At 73.6% G+C, this 16,834-nt stretch carries 6 protein-coding genes; 1 reads left to right on the forward strand and 5 read right to left on the reverse strand.

Annotated features, from left to right (window positions below; genetic code table 11):
• Positions 1-137 precede the first annotated feature (137 nt).
• The 3 genes from KBY32_RS08190 to KBY32_RS08200 all read right to left on the reverse strand — a co-directional run bounded on the left by KBY32_RS08190 (position 138) and on the right by KBY32_RS08200 (position 2,999).
• Positions 138-992: a hypothetical protein gene (locus KBY32_RS08190; protein ID WP_210979420.1), complete on the reverse strand. Its 855-nt coding sequence runs from the start codon at positions 990-992 to the stop codon at positions 138-140.
• A 184-nt stretch (positions 993-1,176) separates the two neighbouring features.
• The gene (locus tag KBY32_RS08195) at positions 1,177-2,655 is read right to left on the reverse strand and encodes a glutamate-cysteine ligase family protein (RefSeq protein WP_210979421.1); all 1,479 of its coding nucleotides are present in this window, start codon (positions 2,653-2,655) and stop codon (positions 1,177-1,179) included.
• Between the two features lie 134 nt (positions 2,656-2,789).
• Positions 2,790-2,999: an MbtH family protein gene (locus KBY32_RS08200; protein WP_210979422.1), complete on the reverse strand. Its 210-nt coding sequence runs from the start codon at positions 2,997-2,999 to the stop codon at positions 2,790-2,792.
• Positions 3,000-3,125: 126 nt separating this feature from the next.
• Here KBY32_RS08200 and KBY32_RS08205 point away from each other — a divergent pair, with 126 nt between their 5' ends.
• The gene (locus KBY32_RS08205) at positions 3,126-4,226 is read left to right on the forward strand and encodes an alpha/beta hydrolase-fold protein (protein WP_210979423.1); all 1,101 of its coding nucleotides are present in this window, start codon (positions 3,126-3,128) and stop codon (positions 4,224-4,226) included.
• 16 nt (positions 4,227-4,242) lie between these two features.
• On the opposite strand, the gene KBY32_RS08210 is transcribed toward KBY32_RS08205, so the two are convergent.
• Together KBY32_RS08210 and KBY32_RS08215 are read right to left on the reverse strand one after the other, a co-directional pair.
• Positions 4,243-5,940 carry an ABC transporter ATP-binding protein gene (locus KBY32_RS08210; protein WP_210979424.1) on the reverse strand — a complete coding sequence of 566 codons (1,698 nt, stop codon included), beginning with the start codon at positions 5,938-5,940 and terminating at the stop codon, positions 4,243-4,245.
• Positions 5,927-16,831 carry a non-ribosomal peptide synthetase gene (locus tag KBY32_RS08215; protein ID WP_210979425.1) on the reverse strand — a complete coding sequence of 3,635 codons (10,905 nt, stop codon included), beginning with the start codon at positions 16,829-16,831 and terminating at the stop codon, positions 5,927-5,929. Before KBY32_RS08215 ends, KBY32_RS08210 begins: the two co-directional genes overlap by 14 nt.
• Between the last annotated feature and the right edge of the window lie 3 nt (positions 16,832-16,834).

Consider the following 16,834-nt stretch of genomic DNA (forward strand, 5'->3'; position numbering starts at 1 on the left):
CTGAGTGCCACATCCTGCTTCTGCGGTGCCGGGCGCGCCGGGGCGGCGGCCGGCTCCTTCCAGCATGGACGCAGACGCAGGGTTTCGCGGCGTCACCGGAGCGTGACGGTGATCTCAGGAGGGGCGTGGGGCGGGGGTCAGCCGAGGCAGAGCAGGTTGAGCACGCAGAGTTGTGCGGGCGAGGTGTCCTGCGGTGCCTGGGGGTTGTCGGGTGCTGGGGTGGCGCCACTGCCCGTGTCGTCCGAGGGGGCCGGCTCCGCCGTCTGCTGCTGTCCGCCGGTCTGGGCGCCGCCACCGGTGCCCGGTGTCGTGGCGGCGGACGGCGGGGAGGACGGCTGGGTCCGGGGCGCCTGCGGAGCGGCCGTAGTGGGGCTGGAGGGGGCGTCCGGGCGGGTGACCCGGCGGGTGGTGTGCGAGGAGGACACGGGCTCGCGCGCCACATCGGTGGCCGACGGCTTCGGGGACGAGGTGTCGCCGCGCCGGGCCTCGGAGCCGTCGGGGGCGCTCTCCGCCGGGCCGCCGGGCTCGATGTGCCGCTGCCGGGACAGCTCGGTGTGCGGCTGTTCGGGGGCGGTTGCGGCCTGGGCGCGGTCGCCGGACTGGCGGTCCAGGGAGGTGAGGGTGAGGCCGCCGCCGACGAGGGCGACGGCGGTGGCGACGACGGCTCGGCGCTGGTTCTTCTTCCAGCGGGCCCGCTGGCGTCGCCGGGCCGCCCGGCCCTGGGACGCGCCGGTCACGCCCTCGGCGCCCTCCACGTCCTCGGGCAGAGCGGAGAAGTCATCGTCCGGGGCGGCGGCGTGCGCGGTGCCGTCGTGGAAGGAGGCCTCGAACCACGGGCCGTGGTCCGGCTGCCTCCCGGTCGCGGCCGGGCCCGGCGTCGCGGACCGGGCGGGACCCGCCACGGAGGGAGCGATGTCCGGGGCGTAGGCGCCGCACCCGGGGCACACGAGCGCCCCGTTGAGGTGCCGGCGGCACGAGGAGCAGTAGTCCATCGGTGGTCTTCCTGGGTTGACTGCGCCATCGGGCCTGCTCGGCCGCGGCCTGGTCGTGTCCGTGCCGGAGGCCGGACGGCCAGAACGGTAACGAGACCATGGACGGGCTGTGTGCAGCCTGAGTGATACTCCTGCGCAGATCCGGCGGGAAGTGTGGGGGCACCGGGGTCCGGCCCGGGGCCCGTCAGTCCACGGGCCAGGTGTGCGCGGCCGCGTTGAGATGCATGTAGTCCATGTACGACCTGGTCATCCGGCGCAGGGCCTCCCGCCGGTCGGTGGACGAGCCCTTCTCCAGCTGGTGCACGGTCTCCGCCTGCCACAGGGCGCCGTTGCGCCCCGTGACGCACCGCTGCTCGATGATGCCCAGCAGCGGCTCCCGCCACGCCGTGTCCATCCCGGCCAGCTCCAGGCCCCGGTGGGCCAGCGGCAGCAGTCGCCGCAGGACGAGTTCGGTGACGGGGACCTCGCCCACGCCCGGCCAGTACAGACGGGCGTCGATGCCGTCGCGGGCGGCGGTGTGCAGGTTCTCCTCGGCCGCCGCGAACGACATCCGCGACCAGACGGGCCGGTCCTCGTCGACCAGGGCGCGGGTGAGGCCGTAGTAGAAGGCGCCGTTGGCGAGGGTGTCGGAGACGGTGGGGCCCGCGGGCAGGACGCGGTTCTCGATGCGCAGATGCGGTCCGCTGTCGGTGACGGCGTAGACGGGCCGGTTCCAGCGGTAGATGGTGCCGTTGTGCAGGGTCAGCTCACCCAGTTCGGGGACCCGGCCGTCTTCGTGCAGCAGGCGCGGGTTCTCGTCGTCGCACAGCGGCAGCAGCGCCGGGAAGTAGCGCACGTTCTCCTCGAACAGGTCGAAGACGCTGGTGATCCAGCGTTCGCCGAACCACACCCGCGGCCGTACGCCCTGTGCCTTGATCTCCACCGGGCGGGTGTCCGTGGCCTGCTCGAACAGCGGGATACGGGTCTCCCGCCACAGTTCACGGCCGAAGAGGTACGGGGAGTTCGCGGCCAGGGCGATCTGCACTCCGGCGATGGCCTGGGCGGCGTTCCAGTAGTCCGCGAACTCCTTCGGCGAGACCTGGAGGTGGAACTGCGTGCTGGTGCAGGCGGCCTCGGGGGTGATCGTGTCCGCGTACGTGGACAGGCGCTCCTCCCCATCCACGGCGATCCGCAGGTCCTCGCCGCGGGCCGCGAAGATCTGCTCGTTGAGCAGCCGGTAGCGCGGGTCGCCGGACAGCGCGGCCTCGCCGACGTCGTCCTCGCCGAGGGTCGGCAGGATGCCGATCATGATCAGATGGGCGCCGACGGCCGAGGCGCGGTCCTCGGCGTGGTTGAGGGCGTCGCGGATCGCCTGCTCCCAGGCGCCGGGGCCACCGGTCGTCAGCTCCCGGGGCGGGATGTTGATCTCCAGGTTGAAGCGGCCCAGCTCGCTGTCCCAGGCGGGGTCGGCGATGGCCTGGAGCACCTCGGTGTTCCGCATCGCCGGCAGTCCGTCGTCGTCGACGAGATTGAGTTCGATCTCGAGCCCGACGCGCGGGCGCTCGCTCTCGAACGTCGACTCGCGCAGCATCTGCGCCAGCACGTCGAGACAGGTGTGCATCTTCTCCCGGTAGCGGCGGCGGTCCTCCCGCGTGAACACCAGGGCCGGCACATCGCGTCCCATGGGGCCCTCCCGAGTTCCCTCGGCGGTCACCTTTCCGGTCCCAGAGTCCCACCTCGGAGGCGACCCGGACAGCCGACGGCGTGGAAGCCGCCCCGCAGAGGACCCGGAGCCCTTTTGTGCCGCCGAGGAACAAACTAATCCTGGGTCCGCGCGAGGGACCGGGGCCGCAGATCGGTCCAGTGCGCGTCGACGTAGTCCAGGCACGCCTGCCGGGAGTCCTCCCCGAACGCGACCGCCCATCCTCCGGGCACCTCGGCGAAGGACGGCCACAGCGAGTGCTGGCCCTCGTCGTTCACCAGGACCAGGAAGCGGCCCTCGTCGTCGTCGAAGGGGTTGGTGCTCATGCTCGGCGCCTCCTCGGGTCCCGACCGGACCACTGACAGACCGTCAACCTTAGGTTAGCCTTGCCTAATTGGCAGGCTAGTGTGTCCCTCCCCGTCCCACAAGGTCCCCTGGATCGAAGGAGACGTATGCGCCGCGCGCCCGACGCCGAGCACCCCTTAGCCCCGTACGGTCTGCCGGACGTGCCCGGCACCGACGCCTTCTGGTCCCGCGCGGGGGCGCCCGCCTCGGTCCCCGACGGCGAGGGCTGGCGGACCCTCTTCCTGTGGCGGGGCTCGCCGGCGAGCGTGCTCTTCGAGAGCCGTCCGGAGCGGGTGCCGTTGCGCCGCTGGGCGGACACGGACTGCTGGTACGCCGAGGTCGCCCTGCCCACGCGCCTGCGCGCGACGTACTGGTTCCTCTCCGGCGGCCAGGCGTACGCGGACCCCCTGAACCCCGCCGGGGTGGGCGGGGACCGGTCCGTCGCCGCCACGCCGGACTGCCCGCCGCAGCCGTACTGGCCGCCGGTGGGTCCCGACGACGTCCTGCCGCTGCCGCGCACCCGGATCCGCTGGACGGGCGGCCGGCTCGGCGGGCGGCGCACCGTGCGGGTGCAGCCGGTCGGGGGCGGCGGGCCGGTCGTCCTGCTGCTCGACGGCGACGACTGGCTCCATCTGCATCCGGCGACGACCGCGTTCGAGGCGGCCTTCGCCGCCGGAGCGATGCCACCGGTCACGCTCGTGTTCCTGCCCGCCGGGGACCGGGAGGCGGAGTTCGCCTGCCGTCCCGAGCTGTGGGAGGCGGTCCGCGACGAGTTGCTGCCGCTGGTGAAGGAGGCGGGCGTGCCGGCGGACCCGGACCGGCTCGTGGTCGCCGGGCAGAGCCTCGGCGGGTTGAGCGCCCTGTACGCCGCGCTGCGCTTTCCCGAGCTGGTCACACGGGTCGCCTGCCAGTCGGGGTCCTTCTGGTGGGTGCCCGGCGCCGCGGATGGGCCGGACCCGCTGGGCGGTGAGGTGGGCGGGACCGTCGCCGCGCTGCTGCGGGAGGGCGCCGATCTGTCCGGGCTGCGGATCGCGTTCGACGTCGGCGAGCACGAGCGCCGGATGCTCCCCCACTGCGCCCTGGTGGAGGAGCTGTGCGGAAAGGCAGGCGCGGCCGTACGGGTGTCCCGGTCGCCCTCCGGCCATGACCGGGCGGGGTGGCGGCACGCCCTGCTCCGGGACGTGGCCTGGGCGCTGGAGGCCACCTGAGCGTCCACCGCGCCCCTCACCGGGCGACCGCCCTGCCGTAGTCCGCGTCGCGGGCCAGGAGGTTGCGGTGGGTGTCCTCGGCCGTGACGACGCCGTCGTCGAGGACGAGGACCCGGTCGGCGGCGTCCAGCAGGGCCGGACTCGCGGTGATGACGAGGGTGGTGCGGCCCCGGCGCACCTGGGCGATGTTGCGGGCGATCAACTGCTCGGTGACGGCGTCTACGGCGGTCGTCGGGTCGTGCAGGACCAGGATGTCGGTGCCGGCGAACAGGGCGCGGGCCAGGGACAGCCGTTGCCGCTGGCCGCCGGAGAGGTTGGCGCCCCGGTCGCGGACGGCGTGGTCGAGTCCGTCACGGTGCAGGGCCACGACATCGGTGAGCAGGGACGCCTCGACGGCCTCGCGGACCGGGCGGCCGGTGCCCGACGGGTCGATGTTGGAGCGCAGGGTGCCCGCGAAGATCTCCCCGTCGTACGGGTTCACCAGCAGATGCTCGCGGACCGCCGCCACGGACAGCTCCGCCAGCGGCCGCCCGCCGACCCGGACCTCGCCCTCGTAGGCGTCCGGCGGGACGTTCACGGCCAGCACCGCCGCCAGGTCGGCCGCCGCGCGCGGCTGGTAGGCGGCGATCGCGACGAACTCCCCCGCCTCGACCTGGAACTTCAGTCCGCGCAGCGCCCCGTGACGGACGCCGTCCACCTCCAGGCCACGAGCCGGCGCGGGGCGCCCGTCGCCGGGTGTCATGACCGGCGGGGCGCTCAGGACGAGGGCCATGCGGTCGGCCGAGGCCCGCGCGATCATCACGTACTTCGGCATCTCGGAGAACATCTTCAGCGGTTCGATGATGAACTGCGCGAGCCCCACCGCCATGACGAGTTCCCCGACGCCGATCCGGCCCTCGAACGCCAGCCAGCCCGCCAGCACGGTGACGGCGGCGGCGAGGACGGCGTTCAGGGCCAGTGCGGTGCCCGCGTACACGCCGTTCACCTTGGCGACGGTGACCGCCTGGCGTCTGGCCTCCGTGCTCACCGTCCGGTACGAGCGGAACGCGGCGTGGTTCCCGCCGAAGCCGTGCAGCGGGCGCAGTCCGGTGATGAGGTCGGCGACCTTCGCGCCCGCCCGCGCCACCCTCGCCTGCTGCTCGCGCGTGCTCGCCCCGATCCGCCGGGACAGCACGCTGAGCACCGTCAGGATCGCCACGGTGCCCACGATGACCAGCAGCCCGAGCCGGAGGTCGGCGAGGCCGAGCGCGACCGCCGCGACCAGCACCGCCACCAGGGAGCTGATGAGCAGCGGCACCACCTCGATGATGTCGGCCGTCTGGTCGGCGTCCTCGGTGGCGATGGTGAGGATCTCGCCGGACTTCAGATCGACGTCCCGGGCCACCGGCCGCAGCCCGTGGGAGGCGACCCGCACCCGCCAGCGATGCGCCTCCGTCGTGTTGGCCTTCTGCAGGACGCGCATCCCGAACCGCCACGACAGGGACACCGTCGTGATGATCACCGCCAGCGCGGCGACGGACAGCGCGAGGGCCTGGGGGGCGCGGTCGCGCAGCGCGTGCTCCACGATCAGGCCGAGCGCGATCGGGAAGGCGGTCTCCCCCGCCTGGTACAGGCCCATGAGGAGGGTGCCGCTCGCCATGGCGCCGACGTTGCGCCGCAGGGCGGTGCGCAGGATCTCGGCCCCGGTGCGGGGCCCGTGGTCAGGCGCGCTCATCGAGGTGCCGGGCGATCGCTTCGGGCGTGCGGAGCGTGAACAGGTCGCGCAGGGTGAGCACGGGACCGAACTCGCGGCGGAGCAGTCCGACCAGCCGTACCGCCAGCATGGAGTGGCCTCCCAGGGCCACGAAGTCGCCCACCGCGCTCACCTCGTCGTCGTCCAGGTCCAGTGCCTCGGCGAAGGCCTCGCACACCGCGGTCTCCGTCGTGGTCTTCGGCCCCCGCTCCCCCGCCGTGGTGAGCGCGCCGAGCGGGCGTGCCTCCGGCAGCGCCTCGGTGTCGGCCTTCCCGTTCACCGTCAGTGGGACGGCGTCGACGGCGGCGTAGTGCGTGGGCCGCAGGAAGTCGGGCAGCGCGGCGCCCGCCTCGCTGGCGACGGCGGCCAGGTCGGCGCCGTCCGCCAGGACCAGATAGGCGGCGAGCCGGTACGCGCCGTCGACCTGGGGGTCGGGCTGGGCGACGGCGGCGGCCTGCCGTACCGCCGGGTGGGCCGCGAACGCGGCCTCCACCTCGCCCGGTTCGACGCGGTGGCCGCGGATCTTGACCTGCCGGTCGATGCGGCCGAGATACGTCAGATGCCCGTCGGGCCGCCGTGCCACCAGGTCCCCGGTGCGGTACATACGCTCGCCGGGCGTGCCGAACGGGCAGGCCACGAAACGGTGCGCGGTCCCGGCGGGCTGCCCGAGATAGCCGCGGGCGATCCCGACGCCCGACACGTACAGCTCGCCGGGGACGCCGTCCGGGACGGGCCGCAGCCAGGGGTCGAGGACGTACACGTCGGTGTTGTCGATGGGGACGCCCACCACCGGGTCGGCGCAGTCGAACGTGCCGGCGCCGAGGGTGTTGATCGTGTACTCGGTCGGCCCGTACAGGTTGTAGCCGACCGTCCCCTCGGTGTCGGCGAGCCGCCGCCACAGGGCCGGGGTGACGGCCTCGCCGCCCAGCAGCACCAGCGGGGGCCGCCGGCTCGGGTCGTCGAGCAGGCCCTCGGCGAGCAACTGCCCGGCGTAGGTGGGGGTCACGTTGACGACGTCGACGGCGTGCTCCAGGCAGTACGCGACGAGACGGGGTGCGTCCCGGCGCAACTCCTCGTCGCAGATGTGCACTTCGTGGCCGTCGGCGAGCCAGAGCAGCTCCTCCCACGACATGTCGAAGGCGAACGACACGGTGTGCGCGACGCGGAAGACACGGTGGCCGTGCTCGGCCAGGACGGGGTCGAAGACGCGGCGCCGGTGGTTGACGAGCATGTTGGTGAGTCCGGCGTACTCGGTCACCACACCCTTGGGCCGTCCCGTCGACCCGGACGTGTAGATCGTGTACGCCGGGTGCCGCAGCCGGTCGGGGTCGTCCGGCGCGAACGTCGTGAACGGCTCCGCGTCCGGCAGGGGCGCGTCCAGCTCGATCAGCTCGCCGGTGAGCCGGGGTGCGACGGACCGCACGGTGAGGATCACCTCGGGCCGGGCGTCCGCGAGGATCGCGGCGATGCGCTCGTCGGGGTGGTCCAGCTCCAGCGGCACATAGGCCGCGCCCACACGCAGTACGGCGAACAGGGCCACGATCGAGTCCAGGGAGCGCGGGATCGCGAGGCCGACGGTGGTCTCGGGGCCGATGCCGCGCCGGGCGAGCACACCCGCGACCTCCCGGCTACGGTCGCGCAGTTGGGCGAAGGTCAGGGTCGCTCCGGCGGCGACCAGGGCGGTCCGCCCGGGGTGCCGGTCCGCCGCCCGGTCGAACCGGTCCACGACGGTGTCCGTGCCGATCGGCGTGCGCTCGCCCGGGACGGGCCGGGCAGCAAGGCCGGGCAGGGCGCCCAGCGGGCCGGCCGTCCGGGCCAGTCCGTCGAGCGTCCGCAGATAGTCGTCGAGCAGACGCCGGGCGCTCGCGGTGTCGCCGTGCCGGTGCTCCAGCTTGACCGTCAGCCGGTCGCCGGGGGTGACGACCCAGGTGAACGGGTAGTGCGTGGAGTCGTCGGCCCGGACGGCGGTGATGCCGTGCCGGGTGTTCATCGCGGCGAAGGCGTCCAGGTCCAGGAAGTTCTGCAGCACGTACAGGTTGTCGAAGAGCGTGTCGTGACCGGCCGCCCGCTGGATCTCGCCGAGCCCCAGATGCTCGTGCTCCATCGCCCCGACCCGCGCCTCCTGCACGGCCGTCAGATAGGCGCGCACGGTGTCGTGGGGCCGTGGCCGCGTCCACAGGGGGACGGTGTTGAGCAGGACGCCGACCATGTCCGCCAGGCCGTCGCCGTCCCGCCCTGACACGGTCACCCCGAACACGGCGTCGCCCCGTCCGGTGCGCGCCCCGAGAAACAGGCCGAACGCAGCGGTCAGCAGGGTGTTCAGGGTGACGCCGTGGGCCTTGGCGGCGTCCTTCAGCAGGTCGGAGGACTCGGCGGACAGCGTGTGTACGAGGGTGCCGGGCAGGTCGTCGGAGAGGTCCGGCGCGGGTCCTGCGAGCAGGGTCGGGCCGGGCAGCCCGGCCAGATGCCCGGCCCAGAACCGTTCGGCGTCGGCGGGGTCCCGGGCGTCGAGGGCCCTCGCGTGCTCCTCGAACGAGGGGACGGCCGGGGTGGGATCGAGGGTCTCGCCCGCGAGGAGGCCACGGTAGGCCCCGAACAGCTCGCGCAGCACGATCTCCCGGGACCAGCCGTCCCACAGCAGCAAGTGGTAGCTGAACAGCAGCCCGTCGTGCCCGCCGGGGAGACGGACCACGGTCAGCCGGATCAGCGGGGGCGCGTCGAGGTCGAAGCCGGTGGCCCGGTCCCGTGCGCGCAGTGCGTCGACCTCGGTGTCCGAGACTTCGAGTATGCGGACTTCGGCCCGGCGGCCCGGCGCGAGCGTCTGGACGGGATTGCCGTCGGCGTCGGTGGTGAACCCGGCGCCGACACCCGGGTGCCGGGCGATCACATGCGCCATGGCGTCCGCCAGCACGTCCGGGTCGAGACGCCGGTCGAAGGTGAACCAGCTCTGCGCCACGTAATGCCCGGCCGCCGCTCCGGCCAGTTGGGCCTGGAAGTACAGGCCGCGCTGGAGCGGGGTCACCGGTGCGGTGCGCTCGGCGGTGGCCAGGGCGTCCGCGAGACGCTCCACGTCGGCGCGCCAGTGCCGGACGAGGTGGTCGGGGACGCCGTCGGCGAGCGTGAACTCGGCGTGCAGGGTTGATTGTTCGGCGTCTCCTTCGAGCCATGCGTCGACCTCGACCGCGTACGGGCTCGGCTGGTCCCCGGTTTCGAGGTGGATCGCCTGCGACTCGCTTGCCCGGCCCAGATAGTTGAAGAGCACCTGGGGGCGGGCGGTGAGCAGCGGGGCGGTCTGCGGGTCGAGGTGGCGCAGTTGCCCGTAGCCGACGTGGGCGTCCTCGTCGGGCCGGCGCGCGGCGACCTCGCGGGCGGCGGTGAGCGGGTCGGTGTGGGCGGTCAGCCGGACCGGGGCGATCGCGGTGAACCAGCCGACGGTACGGCTGTAGTCGTGGTGGTCCAGCGCGGGCACCCGGCCGTGGTGCTCCAGATCCACGGCGAGGTCGGTGGGCGTGTCCTGGATGCGGGTGAGCGCGGTGCGCAGGGCGCCGCACAGCAGTTCGGTGGTGCCGACGCCGAGTGCGGTGCGCGTGAGGCGCGCGGTGACGTTGGCGGGCACGACGACCCGGGTGCGGCGCCGGCCTTGGACGGCGGCGAGCAGGGGCGGCGCCTGGAGGGTGGTGAGCCAGTGCCCGAGGTGACCGGCCGTGCGGGCCGAGGTGAGCACGAGGGCTTCGGCGTACTCGGCGTACGAGGTGGTGGGGGCCGGCAGCGGGTCGCCGCGCAGGACGGCGGTGAGGTCGTCGAGGAGGACGAGCCAGGACACGGCGTCGACGGCGAGGTGGTGGACGGTGACGACGAGGGTACGGCTCGCCTCGAGCCAGGCGAAGGCGATGACGTCACCGGAGACGGGGTCGAGACGGTCGGCGGCTTCGTCGGCGGCTTCGTCGGCGGCGTGGGTGGGGTCGGGCCGGTCGGGTCGTACGACGGTGACCTCGCGGGTCGGTTCCGTGGCGAGGGTCCACACGCCGTGCTCGACGCGCAGCCTCAGCCTCAGCGCGGGGTGAGCGGCCACGACGGCGCGCGCGGCCCGCTCGACGTCGGCGAGCGTGGTGCCCTCGGGGGCCACCACGGTCCGGGCCTGGACGAACCGGGCGAGGGAGCCGCCCAGTTCGCGTTGCCGCAGCATGATGGGGGTGGGCGGGAAGGGGCCGTCGGTACGGCGAGGAGTGGAGGTGGGCGCGGCGGGCTGCGGTGCGGTCGTCGCCAGGTGTCCGGCGAGGGCGCGCGGGGTGCGCAGCAGGAACACGTCCCGGGGTGTGAGGGGCAGGCCGCGCGTCCTGGCCCGGTTGACGACGGTGAGGGCGACGATGCTGTCGCCTCCGGCCCGGAAGAAGTCGGTGTCGGCGTCCACGGGGACGCCGGGGAGCGTCTCGGTGAACAGGTCGACGAGCGCGGCCAGCGTGTCCGCCCCGGGCGCCTCCGGCATCTGGCCGTCGGTGGCGTGCTCGGTCAGGGCCGCGCGGTCCAGCTTGCCGTTGACGGTGAGCGGCAGCGCGTCGACCCGTACGGCACGGGCCGGGACCATGTGCGCGGGTAGCTTCGCGGACAGCAGGGCGGTGAGGTCGGCGGGCACCCGGCCCACGAGGTGGGCGATCAGGTGGTCGCCGCTCGCGGCCACGGTGACGGCGACGTCGATCACGCCGTCCAGGCCCCGGACCGCGGCCTCGACCTCGCCCAACTCGATGCGGTAGCCCTTCAGTTGCACCTGGTCGTCGGCCCGGCCGACGAACTCCAGCTCGCCGTCGAGGGTGCGCCGGGCGAGGTCGCCCGTGTGGTACATGCGGGAGCCGTCCGCCGCGAACGGGTCGGCCACGAAACGGGCAGCGGTGAGTGCGGGCCTGCCCAGATACCCGAGGGACACCTGGTCGCCGGACACGTAGACGGCACCGACCCGGCCGGGCGGAACGGGCCTGAGCCGATCGTCCAGCAGATGCGTGACGAGGCCGGGGATCGGGCCGCCGATGGGGCTGACGCCGGTTTCGCGTGCGAAGTCCTCGTCGGTGAGGGCGCGGTGGGTGACGTGGACCGTGGTCTCGGTGATGCCGTACATGTTGACGAGCTCGGGTGTCCGGGTGCCGTGCCGGTCGACCCAGCCACGCAGCCGGCCGAGGTCCAGGGCCTCGCCGCCGAAGACGACCCGGCGCAGGGCGGGCAGCGGGGCGCCGGCCGCCCGGTCGGCCTCGGCGAACTGGTAGAAGGCCGACGGCGTCTGGTTGAGCACGGTCACCCCGCGCTCCCGCACCAGCCGTTGGAAGTCGACCGGGGAGCGGGTCAACGCATGGTCGGGGACGAGGAGTTCGGCGCCGCGCGTCAGCGCGCCCCACAGCTCCCAGACGGCGAAGTCGAAGGACGCGGAGTGGAACTGCACCCAGACGTCGTCCGGACCGGTGTCCAGGAGCGGCCGGGTCCGGTCGAGCAGGGCGGTCACGGCGGAGTGCGGGACGACGACACCCTTCGGGGCGCCGGTGGACCCGGACGTGTAGATCACGTAGGCGGGGTCGTGCGGTGCGGGGCGGGGGCCGTCGAAGGCAGTCGGCACCTCGTCGTCGCCCGGGACCAGAAGGCGCGCCTCCGAGCCCGCCCGGGCCAGCAGCCCGGCGAAGCGCTCACGCAGCTCAGGGGCCACGAGGACGACCTGCGGGGCCGCGTCGGACAGGACGTATCGCAGGCGCTCGTCGGGGTACGCCGGGTCCAGCGGGACGTAGGCACCGCCCGCGCTGACGACGGCGATCAGGGCGACGACCTGCGCGGCGGAGCGTGGGACAGCTACGGCGACCCTGCGACCCGGTCGCACGACGGCCGCCCGCAGGACGGCCGCCAACTCGTCTTTAGTGGAGGCCAGTTCGCCGTACGTCATCGACCGCCCGGCCCCGTCCAGGGAGCACTCGGTGACGGCCGTGGCGTCGGGGTCTCGGTGGGCGGCGGCGTCGAAGCGGTCGGCCAGGGTCGTGGGGGCCGTCTCCCATGGAACGTACGGTGTCCGCAGGTCGCGTACCGCCGTGTCCGCGCGCTCGAGGAGAGCGGCCAGGGTCGACGTGAACGTGTCGAGGATCGACAGGGCCCCGGTCTCGCGGAGCAGAGCCGCGTCATGGATGAGCCGGAAGCGGGGGCGGCCGTCGGAGGCGCGCTCCACCACCAGGGTCAGCGGGTAGTGCGGGGCGCCCTCGTTCACGATGTCCGTGACGACCAGGGTGTCACCGGGGCGCCGCAGCCCGGCCACGTCGGGGGCGACGTCGAACACGACCAGCGTGTCGAAGAGCGTGCCGGTCCCCGCCTGGCGGGCGATCCTGGCGAGCGAGACATGCTGGTGCGCCAGGACGGCACTCTGGTGGGCGCGCACCTCGGCCAGCAGGTCCCGGGCCGTGGTGGTGCCGGTCCAGCGGGCCCGCACGGGCACGGTGTTGATGAACAGGCCGACCATGTCCTCGATGCCGGGCACGTCCGCGTCCCGGCCGGAGACGGTGGACCCGAACACCACGTCGTCGCGGTGCAGGATGCCGCCCAGGGTCAGCGCCCAGGCACTGTGCACGGCCACGCTCAGCGGCACGCCGGCCCTGCGCGCGTCCGCGTCAGCGTCGGCGCCGGGCTCCACGCAGACGTCGGCGAACCGGTCGGAGGGGGCGTGCCCCTCGGCGACCAGCGAGGGGCCGGGCAGTGCGGCCAGCCGCTCGCGCCAGACGCGGTCGCTCGCCTCGTCGTCGAGGGCGGCGAGCCGGCGTACATGGTCGGCGAAGCCGTCGGCCGGGTACCGGCTGCCGGGCGCGTGGTACTCGTCCAGCAAGGCCCGCAGCATCGGCGGCACGGACCAGCCGTCGGCGATGACGTGGTGCACGGTCTGCACGAGGACGCTGTGGCCCGGTCCGCGCCGGACCAGCGTGTACCGCATCAGCGGGCCCGTGGCCAGGTCGAACCCGGCGCGGCGGTCCCGCTCGGCGAGTTCACGCAGCTCGTCGTCGCTGATGCCGGGCCGGTCCAGGGGGGTGAAGGGGGCCCGAACGCCGCGCTCCAGGACGGAGACGACCCGGCCGTCGGCGAGGGTGACGAACCGCGCGGCGAGGTTGGGGAACAGGGCGAGCAGCCGGGTGGCGGCGTCCGCGAGGCGTTCGGCGTCCACGTCGCCGTCCAGAGTGAGCAGTTGCTGCTCGACATAGGCGCCGGCCGCGTCGTCGTCGTCGTAGACGGAGTGGAAGTACAGGCCCTCCTGCAGCGGGGTGAGCGGCAGGATGTCCCTCAGGGCCGGGCCGTCCAGGGCGTCGACATCGGCCTGGGTGAGCGGCACCAGCGGGAAGTCGCTGGGTGAGTGGCCGCCCGCCGGGTCCAGTGCGGCCAGCCCTTCCAGGGCCGTACGGAAGTAGCCGCCGAGCACGGCGATGTCCTCGTCGGTGAACATGCCGTCCGGCCAGGACAGGGTCGTGACGAGTTCGTGGGCGCCGCTCGGCCCGGGCTCGGCGACCGCGTTGAACTCCAGTGCGCGCGGCAGGCGCATCCGCGGATCGCGCCGCTCCCCCAACTGACCTGCTGCAACGGCGAGTTGCCAGTTGTCATCGGATCCGCCTGCGAAGCGGCCCAGGTAGTTGAACAGCACCTGAGGTGCCGGGTTGTCGAACGTCGTATGCGTCAGGTGGCGCAGGGCGCCGTACGCGATGCCGTGGTACGGCACCTGGGCCAGATCCTCCTTGACGGCTTTGAGGGCCGAGGTGAGATAGGCCGGGTCGGTGAGGTCGGAGTCCGTACCGGGGTCCACGGTCACCGGGCACAGGGTCGTGAACCAGCCGATCGTGCGCGACAGTTCGGGTTCGAAGCCGGCCGCCCGGGTGACGAAGCCGCTCTCGCGGCCGTGTCCCTCCAGTTCGATGTGTGCGAAGGTCTGGCGCTGCCCCAGGTCCCGGCGCCGGCGGGCGAGGGCGACGGCGAGCGCGGTGAGCAGGACGTCGTCCACGCCCGCGTGGAACTTCGCGGGGATCTCGCCGAGCAGCGCGGCCGTCGTATCGGCGTCGACGGTGACGGTGGCCGTCCGTTCCGTGGCGACGGTGTCGGCGGGGGTGAGGGGCCGCCGGCCCAGCGGCTGGTCCTCGGCGGGCAGGGGGCGCCGGTGGACGGAGCTGTCCGCGTCGAACGCGGCGAGTTCGAGGAGCTGGGTCCAGCGGCGGAACGACGTACCGGTCGGGGGCAGTTCGATGGGCGTCCCCGCGGACATGTGGCGCCACGCCATGGCGAGGTCGTCCATCAGGATGCGCCAGGACACCCCGTCGACCACCACATGGTGGGCCACGAGGACGAGTTGACGTGTGGTGCGGCGCCATATGGCGCGCAGCATCACGCCGGCCGCCGGGTCGAGCCCCGCCGTGGCGAGCGCGGCGCAGGCGTCGAGGGGGAGGTCGCTCTCCTGCCAGTCGGCGGTGGTGTCCCCGGCCTCGGGGATGTCGAAGCTCCAGCGTTCGCCGCGTACGAGCCGGGCGCGGAGCATGGGGTGGTGGCGGACCACGGCCGTCAGGATCGCGTCGAGTGCCCCGGCGGTCAGCTCGGGCGGGGTGTTGAGGACGACGGACTGGACGAAGCCGTCGACGGCGTCGGTCGTCTCGCCGAGCCACTGCACGATGGGCGAGCCGACGACGGGGCCGGTCGGGATGTCGCGGTGGTCGCGGGGGGCGGTGTCCTCGCGGCTCGCGACGGCCGCGAGCGCACCGACGGTGCTGTGGGCGAAGATCTGCCGTGCGGTGACATGGAGTCCGGCGTCGCGCAGCGCGCTCAGCAGGGAGATGGCGAGGATGCTGTCGCCGCCCAGCCGGAAGAAGTCCTGGTCGACGCCGACCTCCTCGCGTCCCAGGACGGCGGCGACGGCCGCGCAGACCGTGCGTTCGGCGTCGGTGGCGGGGCGGGCGACCGTGCCCGTGGCCGCGCCGAGGTCGGGGTCCGGGAGGGCGTCGCGGTCGAGCTTGCCGTTGGCGGTGAGCGGGAAGCGCGACAGGACGACTATGTGGGCGGGCACCATGTGGTCGACCATGTGGGTGGTGGCCCACGCCCTGACGTCGTCCGGCGTCAGGTCCTCGTTCCCGGTGGTGGGGATGACATAGCCGATGAGATAGGTGCCGCCCGCCGTGTTCTTGCGGGCGACGACGCAGGTGTGCCGGACGCGGGGGTGCTCGGCGAGGCCGGTCTCGACGTCCTCGATCTCCAGGCGCATCCCGCGGATCTTGACCTGATTGTCGGCGCGGCCCAGGAAGTCCAGGGAGCCGTCGGGGGCGTACCGGGCGAGGTCGCCGGTGCGGTAGAGGCGGGAGCCGTCGTCGGCGAACGGGTTGGCCACGAAGCGGGAGGCGGTGAGGCCGGGCGCGCCGGCGTAGCCGCGGCCCAGCAGCAGTCCGCCGACGTAGAGTTCGCCGCCGACGCCGACCGGGACGGGCCGCAGTTCGCGGTCGAGGACGTACAGCTGGGTGTTGGGGTTGGCCTTGCCGATGGATGTCGACAGGCGTTCGGCGGCGCCCCGGTAGATGACATGGGAGACGCCGATGGTCGTCTCGGCGGGCCCGTAGCCGTGGTAGAGGGGGATGTCGAGCCGGGCGCGGAACCGTTCGTACAGCTCGGGGGTCAGGACCTCACCGCCGCACCAGACGTGCCGCAGGCTGTCCAGGCCGCCGGAGTCCCCGGCGATCTCCAGGAGAACGTCCAGCATGGACGACACCAGGTAGGTGAAGGTGACCCGCTGCTCGGCGATCACGCTCAGCACCTGCTGCGGGTCGCGTTCGCCGCCCGGGCGCAGGACCACCAGACGGCCCCCGCTCACCAGCGGCAGGAAGATCTCGTTGATGGAGATGTCGAAGGACAGGGGCGCCTTGAACAGGGAGGCGTCGCCGGGGCCGAAGCGCAGGATCTCGCCGCTCTGCCACAGCAGACGCTCGCTGATCGCCTCGTGCCGGATCATGGCGCCCTTGGGGCGGCCGGTGGACCCCGAGGTGAAGATGACGTAGGCGAGCCGGTCGCCGTGGACGGAGAGACCGGGGTCCGTGGCCGGGTGGGTGCCGTGGCTCCAGTCGTCCAGGTCGACCGCCACGGCCGGGGGTTCGGCGCGGTCGTGGGTGCCGGTGGCGTTGAGCTGGAGGACGGCGTCGGCGTCCTGGACGACGACGGCCCGGCGTGCGGCGGGCCACTGGGGGTCGAGCGGGACGAAGGCGCCGCCGGCACGCAGCACGCCGAGCAGTCCGACCACCAGCTCGGCGGAGCGGGCGAGGGAGATGCCGACGACCTGTTCTGCGGTGAGTCCGCGCGCGATCAGGTGGTTGGCCAACTGCGCTGATGAATCGGCAACTTGCCTATACGTGAGGGCTCGGCGTTCGTCGACTACGGCGATCGCGTCCGGCCTGCGGCGGGCCTGCTCCAGGAACAGCTCCATGAGGGTGGGGCGTACCCGGTCGGCGTGGGTGTCGTTCCAGCGGGCCAGCGCCGCGAGCCGGTCGGCGGCGGTGGACGGGCCGACGGTGCCGAGGGGGCGGTCCGGGAAGTCCGCGAGGTCGTCGAGGGCGCGCTGTGCCTCGGCCGGGTCGACGCCCTCGGGGACGTGGATGCCGCGGCCGTCGGCGTCGATCGGCCAGTCGGTGGGGCCGTGTCCGTCGTGTTCGGCCCAGCCGAGGACGTCGGCGAACAGAGTGCCGGGGGTGAGGTCGAGGCCGTCGCAGCCGTGGCCGGTGGCCCAGTAGGACAGGGCGATGGCGCACGCCCGGGTGATGGTGGTGTCGGAGTGGTCGCCGGTCCGCCCGCGCACCTCGGTCAGGCGTGCGGGAGAGAGCCGTACGAGCCGTGCGTTCGGTTCGCTCATCGA

The organism is Streptomyces sp. RK62 (genome assembly GCF_018070255.1).
GTDB classification, from domain to species: Bacteria; Actinomycetota; Actinomycetes; order Streptomycetales; family Streptomycetaceae; genus Streptomyces; species Streptomyces nigra.

What these genes read in the sequence shown, in the direction of transcription:
- KBY32_RS08205 (WP_210979423.1), top strand. Translation starts at nt 3,126, where the DNA reads ATGCGCCGCGCGCCCGACGCCGAGCACCCCTTAGCCCCGTACGGTCTG.
- KBY32_RS08215 (WP_210979425.1), bottom strand. Translation starts at nt 16,831, where the DNA reads ATGAGCGAACCGAACGCACGGCTCGTACGGCTCTCTCCCGCACGCCTG.
- KBY32_RS08195 (WP_210979421.1), bottom strand. Translation starts at nt 2,655, where the DNA reads ATGGGACGCGATGTGCCGGCCCTGGTGTTCACGCGGGAGGACCGCCGC.
- KBY32_RS08210 (WP_210979424.1), bottom strand. Translation starts at nt 5,940, where the DNA reads ATGAGCGCGCCTGACCACGGGCCCCGCACCGGGGCCGAGATCCTGCGC.
- KBY32_RS08190 (WP_210979420.1), bottom strand. Translation starts at nt 992, where the DNA reads ATGGACTACTGCTCCTCGTGCCGCCGGCACCTCAACGGGGCGCTCGTG.
- KBY32_RS08200 (WP_210979422.1), bottom strand. Translation starts at nt 2,999, where the DNA reads ATGAGCACCAACCCCTTCGACGACGACGAGGGCCGCTTCCTGGTCCTG.